This window comes from Paraburkholderia caffeinilytica, assembly GCF_051027425.1.
In the GTDB taxonomy this organism is placed as follows: Bacteria; Pseudomonadota; Gammaproteobacteria; order Burkholderiales; family Burkholderiaceae; genus Paraburkholderia; species Paraburkholderia caffeinilytica_A.
Genome location: NZ_CP186552.1, coordinates 932,301 through 952,780, shown reverse-complemented (window position 1 = coordinate 952,780; position 20,480 = coordinate 932,301). Strand labels below are relative to the sequence as shown.

15 protein-coding genes are annotated in these 20,480 nt (G+C 61.6%); 8 read left to right on the top strand and 7 right to left on the bottom strand.

What is annotated here, in order from left to right; translation table 11 throughout:
- Positions 1 to 274: 274 nt before the first annotated feature.
- The 3 genes from trxB (at position 275) to ACOSV0_RS04155 (ending at position 3,009) form a co-directional block, all read left to right on the top strand.
- Complete coding sequence (gene trxB / locus ACOSV0_RS04165) at positions 275 to 1,273, top strand: thioredoxin-disulfide reductase (protein WP_434108922.1); 999 nt, start codon at positions 275 to 277, stop codon at positions 1,271 to 1,273.
- 340 nt (positions 1,274 to 1,613) lie between these two features.
- Positions 1,614 to 2,375 carry a Smr/MutS family protein gene (locus tag ACOSV0_RS04160; RefSeq protein WP_434108921.1) on the top strand — a complete coding sequence of 254 codons (762 nt, stop codon included), beginning with the start codon at positions 1,614 to 1,616 and terminating at the stop codon, positions 2,373 to 2,375.
- A 13-nt stretch (positions 2,376 to 2,388) separates the two neighbouring features.
- The gene (locus ACOSV0_RS04155) at positions 2,389 to 3,009 is read left to right on the top strand and encodes a trimeric intracellular cation channel family protein (protein WP_434110160.1); all 621 of its coding nucleotides are present in this window, start codon (positions 2,389 to 2,391) and stop codon (positions 3,007 to 3,009) included.
- Positions 3,010 to 3,141: 132 nt separating this feature from the next.
- On the opposite strand, the gene fliD is transcribed toward ACOSV0_RS04155, so the two are convergent.
- Positions 3,142 to 4,650 (bottom strand): flagellar filament capping protein FliD, encoded by a 1,509-nt coding sequence (fliD, locus tag ACOSV0_RS04150; protein WP_434108919.1) that lies wholly within the window; start codon positions 4,648 to 4,650, stop codon positions 3,142 to 3,144.
- A gap of 371 nt (positions 4,651 to 5,021) precedes the next feature.
- Here fliD and ACOSV0_RS04145 point away from each other — a divergent pair, with 371 nt between their 5' ends.
- Positions 5,022 to 5,681: a glutathione S-transferase family protein gene (locus tag ACOSV0_RS04145; RefSeq protein ID WP_434108917.1), complete on the top strand. Its 660-nt coding sequence runs from the start codon at positions 5,022 to 5,024 to the stop codon at positions 5,679 to 5,681.
- 173 nt (positions 5,682 to 5,854) lie between these two features.
- Positions 5,855 to 6,772 carry a LysR family transcriptional regulator gene (locus tag ACOSV0_RS04140; RefSeq protein ID WP_434108915.1) on the top strand — a complete coding sequence of 306 codons (918 nt, stop codon included), beginning with the start codon at positions 5,855 to 5,857 and terminating at the stop codon, positions 6,770 to 6,772.
- Positions 6,773 to 6,918: 146 nt separating this feature from the next.
- Here the strand turns inward: ACOSV0_RS04140 and ACOSV0_RS04135 are convergent, their stop codons facing one another.
- The 4 genes from ACOSV0_RS04135 to ACOSV0_RS04120 form a co-directional block, all read right to left on the bottom strand.
- A complete protein-coding gene (locus ACOSV0_RS04135; protein ID WP_434108914.1) occupies positions 6,919 to 8,034 on the bottom strand; it encodes an ABC transporter ATP-binding protein in 1,116 nt (371 codons plus the stop codon).
- Between the two features lie 104 nt (positions 8,035 to 8,138).
- A complete protein-coding gene (locus tag ACOSV0_RS04130; RefSeq protein WP_434108912.1) occupies positions 8,139 to 8,996 on the bottom strand; it encodes a carbohydrate ABC transporter permease in 858 nt (285 codons plus the stop codon).
- Positions 8,986 to 9,927: a carbohydrate ABC transporter permease gene (locus ACOSV0_RS04125; protein ID WP_434108911.1), complete on the bottom strand. Its 942-nt coding sequence runs from the start codon at positions 9,925 to 9,927 to the stop codon at positions 8,986 to 8,988. Before ACOSV0_RS04125 ends, ACOSV0_RS04130 begins: the two co-directional genes overlap by 11 nt.
- A 198-nt stretch (positions 9,928 to 10,125) precedes the next feature.
- A complete protein-coding gene (locus ACOSV0_RS04120; RefSeq protein ID WP_434108910.1) occupies positions 10,126 to 11,373 on the bottom strand; it encodes an ABC transporter substrate-binding protein in 1,248 nt (415 codons plus the stop codon).
- Between the two features lie 532 nt (positions 11,374 to 11,905).
- Here ACOSV0_RS04120 and zwf point away from each other — a divergent pair.
- The 3 genes from zwf to ACOSV0_RS04105 all read left to right on the top strand — a co-directional run bounded on the left by zwf (position 11,906) and on the right by ACOSV0_RS04105 (position 16,179).
- Positions 11,906 to 13,369, top strand: coding sequence for a glucose-6-phosphate dehydrogenase (gene zwf, locus ACOSV0_RS04115; protein ID WP_434108909.1), 1,464 nt, complete (start codon positions 11,906 to 11,908; stop codon positions 13,367 to 13,369).
- Positions 13,370 to 13,565: 196 nt separating this feature from the next.
- Positions 13,566 to 14,285 carry a 6-phosphogluconolactonase gene (gene pgl, locus ACOSV0_RS04110; protein WP_434108907.1) on the top strand — a complete coding sequence of 240 codons (720 nt, stop codon included), beginning with the start codon at positions 13,566 to 13,568 and terminating at the stop codon, positions 14,283 to 14,285.
- Positions 14,263 to 16,179, top strand: coding sequence for a bifunctional transcriptional regulator/glucokinase (locus tag ACOSV0_RS04105; protein ID WP_434108906.1), 1,917 nt, complete (start codon positions 14,263 to 14,265; stop codon positions 16,177 to 16,179). Before pgl ends, ACOSV0_RS04105 begins: the two co-directional genes overlap by 23 nt.
- A gap of 1,257 nt (positions 16,180 to 17,436) precedes the next feature.
- Here the strand turns inward: ACOSV0_RS04105 and ACOSV0_RS04100 are convergent.
- Together ACOSV0_RS04100 and ACOSV0_RS04095 are read right to left on the bottom strand one after the other, a co-directional pair.
- Positions 17,437 to 18,177, bottom strand: coding sequence for a lysozyme inhibitor LprI family protein (locus ACOSV0_RS04100; protein ID WP_434108904.1), 741 nt, complete (start codon positions 18,175 to 18,177; stop codon positions 17,437 to 17,439).
- A gap of 2 nt (positions 18,178 to 18,179) precedes the next feature.
- A complete protein-coding gene (locus tag ACOSV0_RS04095; RefSeq protein WP_434108903.1) occupies positions 18,180 to 20,465 on the bottom strand; it encodes an Orn/Lys/Arg decarboxylase N-terminal domain-containing protein in 2,286 nt (761 codons plus the stop codon).
- Between the last annotated feature and the right edge of the window lie 15 nt (positions 20,466 to 20,480).

Sequence of the window (20,480 nt, the reverse complement as noted above, 5' to 3'; positions counted from 1 at the left end):
TGCTCCGGACCCGGTCCCGGCTACCGGGTCCATCGATGCGGCCTATTGTAAACGCAGTGTCGGACGCGAGGCTGTAAATGACGGTAACTTAGCCGTTCGGCCTCAGAAAAGGTGCCCAGGCCCACGACAAGAAGGCTATCGCCGCGATCGGAAAGCTTCATGGAGCAGGCCGGCGTGCCGCCCTTTATAATGCCGCTCTGATACCCATCTATAGTTTCAGCTCAAGTCGCGCGGCCTCGCAGGGGCGAGCCGGGCGCCGTAAAAGGATTCGATCATGCCCGCAACTTCCACGAAACACGCCAAAGTTCTGATTCTCGGTTCAGGCCCCGCCGGTTACACGGCAGCGGTCTATGCGGCACGCGCCAACCTGTCGCCGGTGCTCGTCACGGGTCTCGCCCAGGGCGGCCAGCTGATGACCACGACCGACGTCGAAAACTGGCCTGCCGACGCGAACGGCGTGCAAGGCCCGGAACTGATGACGCGCTTCCTGGAGCACGCCGAGCGTTTCAACACGGAAATCATTTTCGACCACATTCATACGGCCAGGCTGGACGAAAAGCCGATTCGCCTGATCGGCGATTCGGGTGAATACACCTGCGACTCGCTGATCATTTCGACGGGCGCATCGGCTCAGTACCTCGGCCTGCCGTCCGAAGAAGCGTTTATGGGCAAGGGCGTGTCGGCTTGCGCCACCTGCGACGGCTTCTTCTACAAGCAACAACATGTGGCCGTGATCGGCGGCGGCAATACCGCAGTCGAGGAAGCCCTCTATCTTTCCGGCATCGCCAAGAAGGTGACGGTGATCCATCGCCGCGACAAGTTCCGCGCCGAGCCGATCCTGATCGACCGCCTGCTGGCAAAGGAAAAAGAAGGCGTGGTCGAGATCAAGTGGAACAGCACGCTCGACGAAGTGACCGGCGACCACACCGGCGTAACCGGCCTGCGTATCAAGAACACGCAAACCGGCGACACCACGGACATCGCGCTGCAAGGTATTTTCGTCGCGATCGGCCACAAGCCGAACACGGACATTTTCGAAGGCCAGTTGGAGATGAAGAACGGCTACATCATCACCAAGGGCGGCCTGAACGGTTTCGCCACGGCAACCAGCGTGCCGGGCGTGTTCGCGGCGGGCGACGTGCAGGATCACGTCTATCGTCAGGCGATCACCAGCGCCGGCACGGGCTGTATGGCCGCGCTCGACGCACAACGCTATCTGGAAAGCGTCGAAGAAATCGGCGAGCACGTGATGAGCGCGGAAGCCGATCGCTAATCTGCAAGCTCGTTTGCAGCGTCATCTGCAAGCTCATTTGCAACCTCGTTTGCATTAGTAAGCGCAACGGTAAAATGGCGGCTGGGCATGGCCCGGCCGCCTGCCAGACAGAAGGCCGCGGCTGAAAAGCCGACGGCCTTTTTTGCATCGTGGCTACGTCGTGACCGCGTTATGTCTGCGCGGTGTCTGCGTCGTTCCGGCAGCAGGCTGGCGTCGTTCCAACGCCCTTACGTGTACGCTTGCCCTGCCCGGCGGCCCGGCGTTGCGATGCGCCGCGGCACATTCCGGTGCCGCAAGCCGCATCGCGCGATCGTTCTACCTTTCTGCGTGTATTACCGATATGCCGAAGAATCAGCCCCACCCTAGCGAACCGAAGCGCACGCGTACCGTTGCCAGGCCCGCACCTGAAACAGCCGCCGCGCCTGTTGCCAAACCGAAGATCGACCCGGCCGCGGGACTAGCCGGCCTCGGCGCATTGCGCGACGCGTTAAAGGGCGATACGCAACGGCGTGAACGCGAACGCGCGGCAGCAGCGGCCGCGCAGCGCGAAGCCTCGGCGGACGCCGATCTGTTTCGCCGCGAGATCGGCGCGGTTGCGCCGCTGGCCGTCCCGCCGCGCGCCACTCTGCCGCGCAATCCCCCGTCGCCGCTGCCGGTGCAAACCCGACTCGACGAAGAAGCCGTGCTGCACGAAGCGATCTCCGACGAGTTCGATCCCGAGATCCTGCTCGAAACCGACGAAACGCTCTCCTATTGCCGGCCCGGTGTGAGTCAGGAGGTCGTACGCAAACTGCGGCGTGGCGATTGGATCGTGCAGGCACAAATCGATCTGCATGGCATGCGTCGCGAGGAAGCGCGCGAGGCGCTGGCCGAGTTCATTCGTGAATCGGTGAAGCGTGGCCTGCGGTGCTTACGCGTGATTCACGGCAAGGGCCTCGGGTCGATCGGTAAAGAACCTGTATTGAAGGGCAAAGTGCGCGCGTGGCTCGTGCAGAAGTCCGAGGTGATCGCCTTCTGTCAGGCGCGTCCGCATGACGGCGGCGCAGGCGCGGTGGTCGTGCTGTTGCAGCCCGGCGCAGTGCCGGCTTACCCCAAGTCCTGACGGAGTCCCGGTGATCCATCCGAGGCTGACGCTGGCGCTGACCATCATGGAGGCGCTGGCCATTTTCGCGTACGCGATTTCCGGTTTTATCGAAGCGAGAACCCGGCGGCTCGACGCCGTGGGGACCTTCCTCGTGGCGATCGCGACGGCCTTCGGCGGCGGCACGTTGCGCGACGTGCTGCTCGAGCGGCGGCCTTTCTACTGGGTCGAGCATCAGGCCTATCTGATTGCGATCTTCGTGATGTCGTTGTTTGCGCCGACGCTATTGAAGATGGCCTCGCGCCTGCTCTCCGAGCGGGTCCTGCTGGTGGCCGATGCGGTGGGGCTGGGCTTGTTCAGCATTTCAGGCACGTCGATCGCGCACGACGCGCAGATGCCGTGGTTCACGTCGGTGATGATGGGAGTGTTGACAGGCGTATTCGGCGGCGTGATTCGCGACGTGCTGTGCAACGAGGTACCGCTGATTTTGCGCGATTCGCGGCCATACGCAACCTGCGCTTTCGTGGGGTGCTGGCTGTACGTGCTGCTGGACTACATGAACGTCGATACGGTTTATAACGTGTTGATCGCTACCGCTTTTATCCTGCTCGCAAGGCTGGTGACGTTCAGGTTCGACGTCCGGCTGCCGCACTGAGCCTGGATCGCCGAACAACTCGCCACACCAGGCTTGCCGCACTAAATTTGCATCGCAAGGCTCGCGCCACCAAACTTGCCTCATAAAAAAACACGCCGCCCGGAATCAGGCGGCGTGCGCTTTGAAGCAGCCTTACTTGTTGGTAGCCAACGCCCCCGCACTCTTCGAGCCGCCAAACAGCGCCGTCAGATACTGCGAGTTGTTGTTCATCGTCGCCATTAGCGTGTTGAGCGCGGTGAACTGATTCTGGTACTGCTTCGTCAACTGCGCGCTGTAATTGGCAAGCGTGGTCTGCTGGGCCGTGATGCTCTTCAGGTCGGCATTCAGCGCCGTGTTGCGGGTGTCGATAATGCCGCCCGTCTTCACGAAATCCGTAATGCTCCTGTTCAACTTCACACCAATGCCGTTGGTCGAGTTGAACAACGTGGCGATCTGCGCCGGGCTGCTGGTGAGCGACGCACTCAACTTCTTGCTGTCGATCACCAACGTGCCATCCGCCGGATCGCCCTTCAACGCAATCCCGATCGAAGCGAGGCCGACCGCCGAACTCCCCGAGCCGACGCCACCACCGATGATCGACGCCAGCGAATTCTTGATCGTCATCAGCGTCGAATCGCCGAGCAGCGCGCCGCCGGTCTTCGACGACTTGTCGTACGAGGACAGCGAATTGATCGTCGTGACGACGGTGTTGTAGAGATTGGCGAAGTTGGTGATGGCCGTATTTTGCGCAGTCGTGTCCGGCGCGATCGTCAGCGTCTGCGTGGTGCCGGCCGCGGCGCTCGACAGATTCAGCGTGACGCCGGAAATCGCCGACGTGACCGCGTTCGTCGAACTGCTCGCCTCAATCCCGCCGATGGTGAACCGCGCGTCCTGAGCGCCTTCGCTTTGCCGCCAGGCCTTGTTGGTATCCGACGACACGATCGTGGACGCCGCACCGTCCGCGCCGGGCGTGGACGTCACACCGAGGCTCGACAGGCCGTTATCGTTCTCGACACCGCTGGTGGACACGTCGATCGTGTTGGCCGCGCCCGTGGCAACCGAGCGCAACACAAGGTGAGCGCCGCCCGTGCCGGTCACGATGGTGGCCGTGACACCCGGGTTGTTGGCCGCCTTGTTGATCGCGTTGGCAATACCGCTCAGTGTGTTGTTGGTGCTGTCGATCGTGACGTCCATCGACTTGCCGCCGACCGCGATGGTCAACTTGCCGGTGCCTAATCTGGCGGTGGCGTCGAACGCCGCCGACGACAGGCTCTGCGACGCGGCGATTTGCGCGACGTCGATCGTGTAGCTGCCGGCAACCGCGCCGGCGCCGGCCTTCGGGTCCAGGCCCTTGCCGCTTGCGGTGGCCCCGAAGGTGGACAGCAGCGTTCCGTCCGAGAGATTCTTGATGGCTGCCTGCAGGGCATTCAACGCGGAACTCAGGGCGCCATAGGCGGACAGGACCGTGGTATCGCTCGTCTGCTTCGCCTTCAGCGCCGCCGTCTGCCCGGCCGTCTTCGCATTCACGAGGGCCGACACCAGCGTCGCCACGTCCATTGTCGAGTTGCCGGTGGAGCCGCTGATAATCGATTGCGCCGCTTGCTGCACCTGGCTCTGCGCGTTAGCGGTCGCGCTGCTTACAGATGTAGTGATGGATGACATGCAAAGGCTCCGTGCGTCGAGTTATTCGTTCGAGTTATTCGTTCGAGTTTTTCGTTATTCACTGCGCGACGCCCCGGTGGTCTTTCTGATAACGGCGGCAACCCGGTTACGTCGTGGTCACGTCGGTTTTCTTACAATTTTTTCAAATGTTACACTATCTTTCTAAAAAGTTTGTCGCGTTTTGTCGTAAGAAATCACCGCGCATCAGCTTTTTGCCGCCTCCGGTCTTTGGCGAAAGCAGAGGGCCAACCGCCTGTCGCCAAAATTCTCGCGCCTGTCGATTTCCTCCATCGTCGTTCGTCGTCAGGTAAACGGCCTCTCCGGCCGTTATCGCGCTACAGCGCTGCGAGTAACCGCCACAGGTGACCACGATGACCTTGAAGCTCTATGCCCACCCCTTCTCTTCCTATTGCCAGAAGGCGCTGACCGCGCTTTACGAAAACGGCACGCCGTTCGAGTTGCGCCTGTTGTCGCACGACGATCCGCAGGTCATGGGGGAGCTCGCCGCGCTCTGGCCGATCAAGCGCTTTCCTGTGCTGGTCGACGGCAGCCGCGTGGTGGTAGAGGCGAGCATCATCATCGAATATCTAGGCCTGTATCACCCGGGACCGGTGCCGCTCCTGCCGGCCGACGCCCGCGCCGCGCTGGAAGTGCGCAGCATGGACCGCTTCTTCGACAACTACATCTCGACGCCGCAGCAGAAGATCGTGTTCGACAGTCTGCGTGCCGAGCCGGAGCGTGATCCGCGCGGCGTCGCCGACGCCCGCGCCATGCTCGACACCGCCTACGGCTGGCTCGACAAGGTGATGGCTGAACGCGAATGGGCCGCCGGCGATACCTTCAGCCTCGCCGATTGCGGCGCCGCGCCGTTTCTGTTTTATGCCGACTGGACGCATCGCATCGGCCCGGCGTTTCCTCACGTGCTCGCCTACCGGAAGCGGCTGCTGGCCCGGCCATCGTTTGCACGCGCGGTCGACGAGGCACGCCCGTATCGCCCGCTATTTCCGCTCGGCGCGCCCGACCGGGATTGAACGCGCCGACGCGGCACGGCACGACATTACGCAGCACGGCGCAGCAGGCGCGCGGGCAAACTGACAGGCGACCCCATTCGCGCGCCGCGCTGATCACATTGCGACAACGCCATTTCCAACCTATACACTTCACTTCGAAACCCACTTCAGCCCATCACTCCCTAAGGCAAAACATGGACCGTTTTGAAGCGATGGAGATATTTACGCGTGTGGTCGAGGCGAACAGCTTCACCAAAGTGTCCGAATCGCTCGATCTGCCTCGCGCCAAAGTCAGCCGCACCATTCAGGCGCTGGAAGAACACGTCGGCGTACGCCTCCTGAACCGTTCCACGCGGCAGGTCAGCGTGACCGAAGACGGCGCGCTGTTCTACGACCGTTGCGTGCGCATTCTCGCGGAAGTCGCCGATGCCGAATCGTCGCTGTCGAACAAGCGCGAGCATCCGAGCGGCACGATTCGCGTCGATACCTCGGGCACGCTCGCCCGTGCGCTGCTGCTGCCGGCGCTCGACGATTTCTACCGGCAATACCCCGAGATCGACGTGCGGCTCGGGCTGGCGGATCGCAACATCGATCTGATTCAGGACGGGGTGGATTGCGTGATCCGCATGGGTACGCCGGAAGAGTCGAGTCTCGTCGCGCGGCACATCGGCGACGCGCGGATCGTGACCTGCGCCTCGCCGGCCTATCTGGAGAAGTACGGCACCCCCACTACGCTCGATGAGCTCGGCGAACATCGCGCCGTCAACTACGTTTCCGCCCGCAGCGGCAAGACCTTCCCGTTCGAATACCAGGTGGACGGCGAGATCGTCAAGGTCACGCTGAAGAGCGTGCTGGCGGTCAATGACGGCAGCGTCTACATCGGTGCGGCGGCGCTCGGCCACGGCATCATCCAGCCGTCGCGCTTTATGGTCGCCGATCTGATTGCGCAAGGCGCGCTCAAGGAAATCCTCACGAGCTACACGAGCCCTGGCACGCCGTTGTCTATCCTGTACGCGCATCGCCGCAACCTGAGTTCGCGGCTCCGCGCCTTCACCGAGTGGGTCACCGAACTGGCACGGAACAATCCGGATCTGCGTATCACGGGCACTTGATGGCTTGCCGCAGGAGCGTCAGGCTCCTGCCCTTGTCTGCGTGAACGGTACCCGGCAAACGAAAAAGGCCCCATGCGTTTCACAACGCATGGGGCCTTCCACACTTCATCCCGGTTCAGTTCGAATCGGCCGGCGAATGACTCGCCTCAGGCGATCCGTTCTTCATTGGCCGGATCGAACAGCACCGCCTTCGACGTATCGAACAACAGCGTTGCATTCGACAACGGCTGCGGATTCGACGCCGGGTGCACGCGACTCACGATGCGCTTGCCGTTGACTTGCGCGAACACCAGCGTGTCCGGTCCGGTCGGTTCGATCACATCGACCTTGACTTCGATCGGCTGCAACGACGCATTGTCGCCGTGCGCGCCGCGCGCATCGGTAATCCGCTCCGGGCGCAGGCCCAGAATCACTTCGCGCCCCAGGTGCGACTTCACTTTCGCGGAGTCGAACGGCAGGTTCAACACGCCTCGCAAGTTGCCTGTATCCAGTTCGAGGCCGACGCCCGAACCCTGCTCCACCAGCTTGCCCTGGATGAAGTTCATCGGCGGCGCGCCGATGAAACCGGCCACGAACAGGTTCGCCGGCGAGTCGTAGATATCCTGCGGCGCGCCGAACTGCTGGACGATGCCGTCTTTCATCACTGCGATGCGGTCGCCGAGCGTCATCGCTTCGATCTGATCGTGCGTCACGTAGACGATCGTCGTGCCGAGGCGTTGATGCAGCAGCTTGATTTCCGAACGCATCTCGATGCGCAGTTTCGCGTCGAGATTCGACAGCGGTTCGTCGAACAGGAACATCACCGGATCGCGTGCGAGCGCACGGCCCATTGCCACGCGCTGACGCTGACCGCCGGACAGCTGGCCCGGCTTGCGGTCCAGCAAATGCGTGATCTGCAGCGTATTCGACACGCGCTCGACGATCTGCGCCTGCTCCTGCTTCGGCACCTTGCGGATGTTCAGGCCGAACGAGATGTTCTCGCGCACCGTCATGGACGGATACAGCGCGTACGACTGGAACACCATCGCGATGTCGCGATCTTTCGGCGAGAGGTTGTTCACCGTCTTGCCGTCGATCTGGATCTCGCCCTTGGTCACGGTTTCGAGGCCGGCGATCATATTGAGCAGCGTCGACTTCCCGCAGCCCGAGCCGCCGACGAGAATCAGGAACTGGCCGTCTTCGATGTCGATGTTGACACCCTTCAGAACCGGCACCCCGTTCGGGTAAGTCTTGTACACGTCACGGATGGAAAGGCTTGCCATGCTGTGAATCCTCTTGTCTCTGGTACAGCTTGAAAACTTTGGTCGGATAACGGCGGCGCACTATCGAAAAAGCGCCGCCGCGATGCGTAGGGTCTAGCCCGGGTTTAGCCCTTCACTGCGCCCGCCGTCAGGCCGCGCACGAAATAGCGTCCGGCGACGATGTAGACGAGCAAGGTGGGCAGTGCGGCGATGATCGCACCGGCCATGTCCACGTTGTATTCCTTCACGCCGGTCGAGGTGTTCACGAGGTTGTTCAGCGCCACCGTGATCGGCATCGAATCGACGCCGGAAAACACAATCCCGAACAGGAAGTCATTCCAGATCTGCGTGAATTGCCAGATCAGGCACACCATGAAAATCGGCAGCGACACCGGCAGCAGAATCTTCGTGAAGATCGTGAAGAAACCGGCGCCGTCGATCCGCGCGGCCTTCACGAGTTCGGCCGGAATGCTCACGTAGAAGTTGCGGAAGAACATCGTGGTGAAGGCGATACCGTAGATCACGTGCACCACCACCAGGCCGGTGGTCGTGTTCGACAGACCGAGAAAACCTTCGAAACGCGCCATCGGCAGCAGGATCGCCTGGAACGGAATAAAGCAGCCGACCAGGATCATCGTGAAGATCGGATCCGCGCCACGGAAGCGCCAGTGCGTGAGCACATAACCGTTGAACGCGCCGATGATCGACGAGATCAGCACGGCCGGAATCACCATGCGCACGGAGTTCATGAAGAACGGTTGCATGCCGTCGCAACGCACACCCGTACACGCACCGCTCCATGCCTTGATCCACGGGTCGATGGTCCAATGCGTAGGCGGCGTGAGCAGGTTGCCGGAGCGCAGCTGGTCGATGTCCTTGAACGAGGTGGACAGCATCACGTACAGCGGAAACAGGAAATACAGGGCGAACAGAATCAAGGCCGCATAAATGACGGCACGGCTGATCGTCATCTTAGGCTGCATTGCGGGTGCTCCTCGATTCCAGATACATCAGCGGCACGAGCACGGCCACAACGGTAGCGAGCATCATCATCGACGATGCCGCGCCGACGCCAAGCTGCCCGCGATTGAACGAAAACGTGTACATGAAAATAGCCGGCAGCGATGAAGACGTACCCGGACCGCCCGCGGTCAACGCGACAACCAGGTCGAAGGTCTTGATCGTGATGTGGCAGAGAATCAGCAGCACGGAGAAGAACACCGGGCGCATGCTCGGAATCACGATCTTGCGGTAAATGGTGGGCAAGCCGGCGCCGTCCATCTGCGCGGCCTTGAAGATTTCACCGTCGACACCGCGCAAGCCTGCAAGAAACAGCGCCATCACGAAGCCGGTGGATTGCCACACGGCCGCGATCACGACGCAGAAAATCGCCTTGTCGGGGTCGCCGAGCCAACTGAACGAGAAGCTCGTCCAGCCCCAGTCGTGAAACACCTTCTCGAGACCGACGCTCGGCGTCATGATCCATTGCCATGCCGTACCCGTCACGATGAACGAGAGCGCCATCGGGTACAGGAACACGGCGCGCAGCGCGCCTTCGTTGCGGATCTGCTGATCGAGCAGGATCGCGAGGAACAGGCCGAGGCCGATACAGATACCGATAAACGGAATGCCGAACCAGCCGAGGTTGGCAGCCGACGTCCAGAACACGTCGTTATCGAACAGTTCGCGATAACGATCGAGACCGACAAAATCATAACGTGGCATCAGTCGCGAATTCGACAGCGACAGATAGCCGGTAATAGCGATGAAGCCATACACGAAGATCAGGCTGATCACGACGCTGGGTGCGAGCACCAGCTTCGGAATCCAGCGATCGGCAAGGGCCGCCATCGGCGACGTGCGGCGGGTCACGGAAGCCGTGGTTTTCCCGTTTCCGCTGATAGAAGCAGTCACTACTCGACTCCTGCTGAAACTGTACCGCCGGGGCGCTCACGCACGAAAAACGCGAGACCGGAACGGCATAAGTATGACTCGATGAAACCGGGGGTGAAGTGTCTCGCCCTAAGTAACGCAACGGCTGCAAGCATTCCTGGGAACGCGCCCGGCGCCCCCGAAGGGAACGGCCGGGCGCACTACTTTGCTAGCCGCTATTTACTTGGTCTTCGCAGCCTTCGCGAGCGCAGCAACCGCGCTCTTCGAATCCTGCTGCGAGTTCATGAACTTCGTGACGACGTCCGAGATCGCGCCGGCTGCTGCATCCGGTTGCGCCATGCCGTGTGCCAGCGAAGGCACATAGCCGCCCGACTTGATCGCCACCTGTTCATCCGCGTACGACTTCTTCGCGCAGTCGTCGAACTTGGCCATCGACACGCCCAGACGAACCGGGATCGACCCCTTGTTCAGGCTGAACTGTTCCTGGAAGTCCGGCGACATGATCGTCTTGGCCAGCGCCAGTTGACCCGGCGTTGCAGCCTTCTGGCCCTTCTGCTGGAAGAACACGAACGAGTCGACGTTGAACGTGTAAGCCTTTTCCGTGCCCGGAACCGCAGCGCAGATGTAGTCCGAGCCGGCCTTCTTGCCGGCGTTGGCGAACTCGCCCTTCGCCCAGTCGCCCATGAACTGCATGCCAGCCTTGCCGTTGATGACCATGGCCGTTGCCAGGTTCCAGTCACGGCCCGTACGGCCCGCGTCGAAGTAACCCTGGATCTTGCGGACCGTGTCGAACACGCCGACCATCTGATCCGACGTCAGCGTCTTCTCGTCGAGGTCGACCAGCGCCTTCTTGTAGAAGCCCGCGCCTTGCGACAGCACGACGTCTTCCCACAGCGTCAGGTCTTGCCACGGCTGACCGCCCATCGCGATCGGCTGGATGCCCGCGGCCTTCATCTTGTCGGCCACAGCGAAGAACTCAGGCCACGTGGTCGGCGCCTTTCCGCCGGCCTTGTCCAGTGCTGCCTTGTTGATGTACAGCCAGTTCACGCGGTGCACCGAGAACGGCGCGGCAACGTAATGACCGTCGGCGTGCATGATCTTGTCGATTTCCGGCGGCAGGTTCTTCTTCCAGTCGGCGGCGGCCGAATCGATCGGCACCAGCACGCCCTGCGAAGCCCAGTCCTGGATCAGCGGACCCTTGATCTGCGCGGCGCTCGGCGCGTTGCCCGAGATCACCTGCGTCTTGAGTGCCGTCATGGCGGCCGCACCCGCGCCGCCAGCAACCGCGAAGTCCTTCCACGTGTAACCCTGCTTCGTCATGTCGTCCTTGAGGACGCCGACGGCTTTCGATTCGCCGCCCGAAGTCCACCAGTGCAACACTTCGATCGACTCGGCGGCTTGCACAGCCGAGACGCCACACATCAGACCCGCAGCGCACAAAGCGCCCATGATCGCGCGAAATTTCATTGCTTATCTCCTCCAGACACCTGAACAAAAAACAAATGGCCCCTGATGTCGCCAGGGTGCTGTGGTTGGTTCAAACAGGCAAAACACTGGGCGATCGAGCACGGTCGGTCACATGCTTGAGGCATGTGACGGCGGACCGATATCCGGCCGCTGGAAGCTCAAGAGATGAGTGGTTCGGGATGCAACTGACTGTCTCCTCTTTTGATTTTTGCCTGCCCGCGTCGCGCGCGGCAGACTCGAGGTGCCTCACACGTTAACCCTGACGCCAACTCAGCCTTCCGGCTTTCCGTAAGGGCCGCCGGGGGCATGCTGGCACGTGCCCGCACGCAATGTCCGTTAACATGCAGGGAGCGCCTGCCGATTCGGGAAAACGCGCATCCAGCCTTACAACGCACGCCTTTTTTCATCGAATTAGCGCTACCTCTTGATTTGGATTGTAGTTAAACTACAATTCAGTGTCAAAAAATATTTTATCGGACTACGGTCGCCCTTTTCGGTCAGCACGGCGGCCCCAGGATATCGACGGAGACACATGCAAACCGATTCAAGCTTCACCTTCGTTCTGTTCGGCGGAACCGGCGATCTGTCGATGCGCAAGATCCTGCCGGCACTGTTTGAAGCGCACCGTGCAGGCGGCATGCTGGCCGACAGCGGCAAGATCGTCGCGGTAGCGCGGCATATCGCGGATCGTGCGGCCTACATTGACTGGGTCAATGAGCACGTCAAACCGCACGTGTCGAAGAACGGTGTGGATGAAACGGCATGGGCGAGCTTCCTCGAACGTATCGAGTTCGTGAAGATCGATCTCGGCAACCCTGAAGACTTCACGCTGCTGCGCGACGCCTTGAGCGGCCGCGCCGGCATCCGGGTGTTCTATCTGGCAACGGGTCCGTCGCTGTTCGTGCCGATCTGCCGCGCGCTGGCCTCGGTCGGGCTCAACGAAAATTCGCGCATCGTGCTGGAAAAGCCGCTTGGCTACGACCTCAAGTCGTCCAACGCAATTAATGATGCAGTCGGTGAAATCTTCGCCGAAGAACAGATCTACCGGATCGACCACTACCTCGGTAAGGAGCCGGTGCAGAACCTGCTCGCGCTGCGTTTCGGCAATGTGCTGTTCGAACCGTTGTGGCGCCGTGAATGGGTGGAAAGCATTCAGATCACGATTGCGGAAGAACTCGGCGTGGAAGCGCGCGGCGACTTCTACGACAACACCGGCGCCTTGCGCGACATGGTGCAGAACCATTTGCTGCAACTGCTTTCCATCGTTGCGATGGAACCGCCGCATTCGATGGATTCCGACTCGGTCCGTGATGAAAAGCTGCGCGTGCTGCGCGCGCTGAAGCCGATCGATCCGCGCGATATCGGCAAGGTCGCGGTGCGCGGCCAGTATCATGCGGGCGTGATCCGCGGCAGCGCGGTGCCGGCGTATGCAACCGAACCTGGCGTGAAGCCGGACAGCACGACCGAAACCTTCGTTGCGGTGAAGGTGGAAATCGAAAACTGGCGCTGGGCTGGCGTGCCGTTTTTCCTGCGCACGGGCAAGCGTCTCGCCGATCGTGTCGCCGAGATCGTGGTGAATTTTCGTGCAGTGCCACATTCGGCACTGGGCGCGTCCGCGTTGCGCGGCGGTGCAAACCGTCTCGTGATCCGCTTGCAGCCGAACGAAACCATTCGCCTCTACTGTCTTGCGAAGCAGCCGGGCGAAGGCATGAACCTCGCCAGCGTCCACCTCGACCTCGCGTTCGACCGGTTCTTCCGCGAAGGGCAGATGGAGGCGTATCAGCGTCTATTGCTCGACGTCATCAACGGCCGGCTCGCGCTGTTTGTACGGCGCGACGAGCAGGAAGCGGCATGGCGCTGGGTCGAACCGATCCTCAACGAATGGGCTGCTTCCAACAAACCGCCCAAGCCGTATGCGGCAGGCACGTGGGGACCGGCCGCGGCGAGCGCGATGTTGGCGCAGCACGACACCTGCTGGCTCGAAGAAGAGAATTGAATCAACTGAATTACGGCGTCATACCATGCCCGATCCTGATCGAAGCACGGCACGGCGCCTGCAAGACCCACCGACGAACTGAACGGAATGGCGCCGGTATCACGAAGGCGCCCGCAAGCCATCCCGCTTGCAGGCATCGTGTGAGAGCAGTACGGCACGTTCCGCAGATCTAACAAGAAAGCAGCACGGAGGAGAAGTGATCGAGCTTCACGCTTTCGACGATCAACGCGCCCAATCCGACGCGTTGGCGAAAGCGGTTGGCGACGCGTTACATGCGTCGCTCGCCGCACAGGCGGCCACGGCCGCCGCGGGCACGTCAACTGGCGCGCGCCCGGCAATGCTTGCAGTGTCCGGCGGCACCAGTCCGCGTCCGTTCCTGCAGACGTTGTCCACGCAATCCTTCGACTGGGCACGCATTGCCGTGACGCTGGTCGACGACCGCTGGGTGCCGGAAACAGACAGCGCGAGCAATTCGCAACTCGTGCACGACACGCTGTTGCAGAACGCCGCGCAGCACGCCGCTTTCTGGCCGCTGGTCGACACGACGCAAGACCTGAACGCGCACGTTGCCGCGCTGAACGCCGACCCGCGCTTTAGCGCCGTGCCGGACGTCGCGATTCTCGGCATGGGCGAAGACGGCCACACCGCGTCGATTTTCGCGGACGCGCCCGAATGGGACCACGCGATCACCACCACTGAGCGCTTCGTCGCCGTGCATCCCGGCAGCGCGCCGCATGCGCGCGTGAGCTGGTCGCTCTCGGCCTTGAAAGAAGTGAAGCATCTGTTTTTGCTGATCGCAGGACCGCGAAAGATGGACGTGCTGAATGCCGCCTCCGCTTCGCTACAAAAAAATGCCATCTCGCAGTTGGCAAACGACAAGGGAGTGAGACTCGATGTCTACTGGTGTGCAAACTAAGGCTGTTCCGGGCGCGGGCCAGCACGCCGATGGACCGAGGCTGCTCGCCGACATCGGCGGCACCAATGCGCGCTTCGCGCTCGAAACAAGCCCGGGCGAGATCGGCTCGGTGCAGGTCTATCCGTGCGCGGACTATCCGGGCGTTGCCGAAGTCATCAAGAAGTATCTGAAGGACACCAGGATCGGCCGCGTGAATCACGCGGCGATTGCGATCGCGAATCCGGTCGACGGCGATCAGGTCAGCATGACCAATCACGACTGGAGCTTTTCGATCGAAGCCACGCGCCGCGCGCTCGGCTTCGACACGCTGCTGGTGGTGAACGACTTTACCGCGCTGGCCATGGCCCTCCCCGGTCTGACCGACGCGCAGCGCGTGCAGGTCGGCGGCGGCACCCGCCGTCCGAACAGCGTGATCGGGCTGCTCGGCCCGGGCACCGGCATGGGCGTATCCGGTCTGATTCCGGCCGACGACCGCTGGATCGCGCTCGGCAGCGAAGGCGGCCACGCCACCTTCGCGCCGGCCGACGAACGCGAAGACATCGTGCTGCAATATGCGCGCAAAAAGTGGTCGCACGTCTCGTTCGAGCGGGTGGCGGCGGGTCCCGGCATCGAAGTGATTTACCGTGCGCTGGCGGGCCGCGACAAGAAACGGGTGGCGGCGAATGTCGACACGATCGAGATCGTCAAGCGCGCGATGGAAGGCGAGCCGCTCGCGGCCGAATCCGTCGACGTGTTCTGCGGCATTCTCGGCACCTTCGCGGGGAATATCGCGGTGACGCTCGGCGCATTGGGCGGCATCTACATTGGCGGCGGCGTCGTGCCGCGGCTCGGCGAGTTCTTTGCGCGCTCGTCGTTTCGCAAACGGTTCGAGGCGAAGGGCCGCTTCGAGGCGTATTTGCAGAACGTGCCGACTTACGTGATTACCGCTGAATATCCGGCGTTTCTGGGTGTGTCGGCGATTCTCGCGGAGCAGTTGTCGAACCGCGCGGGCGGCAGTTCATCGGCCGTGTTCGAGCGGATTCGCCAGATGCGCGACGCGTTGACGCCGGCCGAGCGCCGCGTGGCCGATCTCGCGTTGAATCATCCGCGTTCGATCATCAACGATCCGATTGTCGACATTGCGCGCAAGGCCGACGTGAGCCAGCCGACGGTGATCCGCTTTTGCCGCTCGCTCGGCTGCCAGGGCTTGTCGGATTTCAAGCTGAAGCTGGCGACGGGTTTAACCGGCACGATTCCGGTGAGTCATAGCCAGGTGCATCTGGGCGACACCGCGACGGACTTCGGTGCGAAGGTGCTGGACAACACCGTGTCCGCGATTTTGCAGTTGCGCGAGCATTTGAATTTCGATCAGGTCGAGCGTGCCATCGATCTGTTGAACAGCGCGCGGCGGATCGAGTTTTATGGACTCGGCAATTCGAACATCGTCGCGCAGGACGCGCATTACAAGTTTTTCCGGTTTGGTATTCCGACGATTGCCTATGGCGATCTGTATATGCAGGCGGCGTCGGCTGCTTTGCTCGGCAAGGGTGATGTGATTGTTGCGGTGTCCAAGTCGGGACGGGCGCCTGAGTTACTGCGGGTGCTGGATGTCGCCATGCAGGCGGGGGCCAAGGTGATTGCCATTACCTCAAGCAATACGCCATTGGCCAAGCGGGCTACTGTCGCGTTGGAGACCGATCACATTGAAATTCGCGAGTCGCAGTTGTCGATGATTTCGCGGATTCTGCATCTTGTCATGATCGATATTCTTGCGGTTGGAGTGGCGATTCGGCGCGCTATGCCTAGCGCGGATGTAGCTGAGACGGTCGCTAAGGCGCGACAGGGCGCTGATGATGATGCTACCGCGGTGCTTGACTGGTTGAGTCATGGGGCGGCTTCTTCAGCGCGGGATTAAGGGTTGGGCCTTCGCGGCGGCCTGTTTTTTGGGGTTTGGGTTGCCGCGGTGGGCTCGTGGTTTTGATCTTTTGCCTGCGCGGCGCTTTGTTGTCTGGTTGCCTACGGCGTTGGGCTTTCTTTGATCTGGATTCTTTGGGCTTTCCTTGATTGGTTTGGCTGCGCGGCCGCTTTGTTGTCTGGTTTGATTGCCTACGGCGTTAGGGTTTGCTTGGTCTGGTTGCCTACGGCGTTGGGTTTGTCTTGATCTGGTTGCCTGCACGGCGTTTATTGTTGTGCGCCTACGGCGTTGGCCTTTCCTTGATCTGGATTCTTTGGTCTTTGGCCTTTCCTTGAATTCTTATTGGTTTATTAGCGTCGCCCCTGTGCGGGGCAGGCACCTACTTTTCTTTGCCTGCTGCAAAGAAAAGTAGGCAAAAGAAAGCAGCTCACACCGCCAGCTTATAAGCGGGTCCCCCGCACAGTCACGGTAGTGGTCCATCTGGAATCCGTGCTTCCGCACATTCGACGTTCGTGACAAGGCCGTCATGCTTCCCGCCTCGCACTACGTGCTCGCCGGAAGGGTCCATCGGGAACCCGGGACTTCGGTTGAGCGTGGTGAGAGCCATCGGTTTTGCCTCGGCCGCAAACGCCGCCGGCGCTCAAGCGATTAGTGTCAAGGACGCCTGGGTGCTTTGGAAGACCACCGACGTCAAGCATAGCCAGCAGCATGCGAAGCGCGCCTGGACGCTAAAAACAGCAAGCTGCATTTTGAAGTGCCACGGTGAAGTACCGCGGTGAGGTACCACTGTGAAGTATCACGGGCAGCGAACTCCGGTAGCGGTTTTGTAAAGTGCCGCAGGCATCGGGCGCGGCAAACGGCAATTTGAGATGCCGCGGGTCCCGGATAGAGGGCACTTCGTGAATTACCACTGGGCGCAAAAGCGCTGGCTGCTTCGATGAACGACCGCCACGGCGCGCGCAGCGTCGCCGGAAGTATGATGGCCTTGTCACGAACGTTGAATGCGCGAGGGCACGGATTCCAGATGCGCCACTACCGTGACTGTGCGGGGGACCCGCTTAAGAATTAGCGGGGTGAGCTGCTTTCTTTTGCCTACTTTTCTTTGCAGCAGGCAAAGAAAAGTAGGTGCCTGCCCCGCACAGGGGCGACGCTAATAAACCAATAACAAAACAAGGAAAGGCCAACGCCGTAGGCGCACAACAATAAACGCCGTGCAGGCAACCAGACCAAGCAAACCCCAACGCCGTAGGCAACCACTCAATCGTTGCCAACCGTCTCCGACAGGCGCTTAAGCGTCGCCACCCGCGCACCGATGATATCGATGCGGCTGCGTTCGTCGATCACCGGCGCGGTAGCGTCAAGATACGCAGTCCAGGCCTTTTGCGCACGCACGAGCGTCGAGCGTGAACGCACCGGCATCTTCGCTTGCAAGCGGCGGTAATAGCGGTTCAGATCGAACATGGCATGTTCGCATTGCGCGTCCGCAGTACAGGCGCGAGCACGGTGCGGCGGATCGCCCCCGGCGCTGATCCTGGCCACCGCGCTTCGCAGCGAAAGTGCGCGGTCACGCACGGGCTGCAACTGCATGTCGGCTTCGGCCAATACGTACATCGAACCGTGTGTCGTCTCGAACACGGCTGCCAGTAATTGTTTCTCGACATCGCGCGAAGCCTGCCAGCTCGCCTGGCTCTTTTCCCACGGTTTGCGTTGCGCCGGCGGCAACTTCGCCTGAAGCTGCTGCCAGGCGCCGTCCAACGCCGCCTTCCAGCCGATCCGCGCGTTGTCCATGCACTGCACCTGCCCCGCCGTCGACGACATGTCGCTGCGCGCAAGACAGGTGCGCATCGACGCATCGATCGGATCGGCTGCGGCGACTTCGGCATGCGCCTGAAGCGGCGCGACGCCAAGCACCACCGCCGACATCGCCGCCGTCAGGGCCAGCGCGCCGAACGCGCGCCGCCAGCCCTCAGCACCCGGCAGGAACTTCACTACCCGCATCGTCAGGCGCGCACGCAATCGACGAAGTATTCGATGCGCCCGTTGATGGTTTCGCCGACAAGCCCATGGATATCCGTGTGGAAACCGGGGAAGCGCTCGTTGAACTCGCGCGCGAAACGCAGATAGCTGACGATAGTCTTGTTGAAGCGCTCGCCCGGAATCAGCAGCGGAATGCCCGGCGGATACGGCGTCAACAGGATCGACGTGACGCGGCCTTCGAGTTCGTCGATCGGTACCCGGTCGATCTCGCGATGCGCGAGCTTGGCGAACGCATCCGACGGCTTCATCGCCGGTTCCATGCTCGACAGGTACATCTCGGTCGTCAGGCGCGCAATGTCGTTCGCACGGTAGACGCTGTGAATCTGATCGCACAGGTCGCGCAACCCGACGCGTTCGTACATCGGATGATGCGAGACGAAGTCGGGCAACACACGCCACAGCGGCTGGTTGTTGTCGTAGTCGTCCTTGAACTGTTGCAGTTCGGTGACCATCGAGTTCCAGCGGCCCTTGGTGATGCCGATCGTGAACATGATGAAGAACGAATACAGCCCGGTCTTCTCGACGATGATGCCGTGCTCGGCCAGGTACTTCGTCACGATCGCGGCCGGAATGCCGGACTCGCCGAAGCCGCCGTCCATATCCAGACCCGGCGTGACGATGGTCGCCTTGATCGGGTCGAGCATGTTGAAGCCTTCGGCGAGCGGGCCGAAGCCGTGCCACGCGTCGTTCGGGCGCAGCATCCAGTCTTCGCGCGAGCCGATGCCCTCTTCCGCGAACGTCTCCGGGCCCCACACCTTGAAGAACCAGTCGTCGCCGTATTCGGCGTCGACCTTGCTCATCGCGCGGCGGAAATCCAACGCTTCGGCAATCGATTCCTCGACCAGCGCCGTGCCGCCCGGCGCTTCCATCATGGCGGCGGCGACGTCGCACGAAGCGATGATCGCGTACTGCGGGCTGGTGGACGTATGCATCAGATACGCTTCGTTAAAGCGGTGCTTGTCGAAGCGGCTGTTCTTCGAATCCTGCACGACGATCTGCGAAGCCTGCGAAATACCGGCCAGCAGCTTATGCGTGGAGTGCGTCGCGAACACGAGCGCGCCGATGCGCGGACGGCCCGCGCCGATCGCGTGCATGTCCTGATAGAACTCGTGGAACTCGGCATGCGGCAGCCACGCTTCGTCGAAGTGCAGCGTGTCGAGCCAGTCGCCGAGCATTTCCTTGATCATCTCGACGTTGTAGATCACGCCGTCGTACGTGCTCTGCGTGATGGTCAGGATGCGCGGCTTCAGGTCCGGATTCTTCGCCAATGCTTCGCGGGCGAACGGATTCGCGAGAATCTTCTTCTTGATGTTTTCCGGCTCGAATTCGCTGCGCGGAATCGGGCCGATGATGCCGAAGTTATTGCGCGTTGGCGTGAGGAACACCGGGATCGCGCCGGTCATCGTGATCGCGTGCAGGATCGACTTGTGGCAGTTGCGGTCCACCAGCACGATGTCGCCCGGCGCCACCGTGCCGTGCCAGACGATCTTGTTCGAGGTCGACGTGCCGTTGGTGACGAAGAACACGTGGTCGGCGCTGAAAATGCGCGCCGCATTGCGCTCGGAGGCGGCAATCGGGCCGGTATGGTCGAGCAGCTGACCGAGTTCGTCGACGGCATTGCACACGTCCGCGCGCAGCATGTTCTCGCCGAAGAACTGGTGGAACATCTGACCGAGCGGGCTCTTCAGGAATGCGACGCCGCCCGAGTGCCCCGGGCAATGCCACGAATACGAGCCTTCGTCCGCGTACTGCACCAGTTCCTTGAAGAACGGCGGCGCGAGCGAATCCAGATAGACCTTGGTCTCGCGAATGATGTGGCGCGCGACGAACTCCGGCGTGTCCTCGAACATGTGGATGAAGCCGTGCAGTTCGCGCAGGATGTCGTTCGGCAGGTGGCGCGAGGTACGCGTTTCGCCGTACAGGAAGATCGGAATGTCGGCGTTGCGGCGGCGCACTTCGGTCACGAACGCGCGCAATGCGACGATCGCGGCAGCCAGCTCCGGTGTCTCGCCTTCCACCACGACGTTATCGACGTACGGCAGCAGTTCGTCGTCGTCGATCGACAGGATGAAGCACGATGCGCGGCTCGATTGCTGCGCGAACGAAGTCAGGTCGCCGTAGCTCGTCAACCCGAGCACTTCCGCGCCTTCTTTCTCGATAGCTTCGGCCAAAGCCCGGATGCCGGAACCCGAGATGTTCTCGGAGCGAAAATCTTCGTCGATGATGACGACGGGAAAACGAAACTTCATGGACGATTCTCCAAA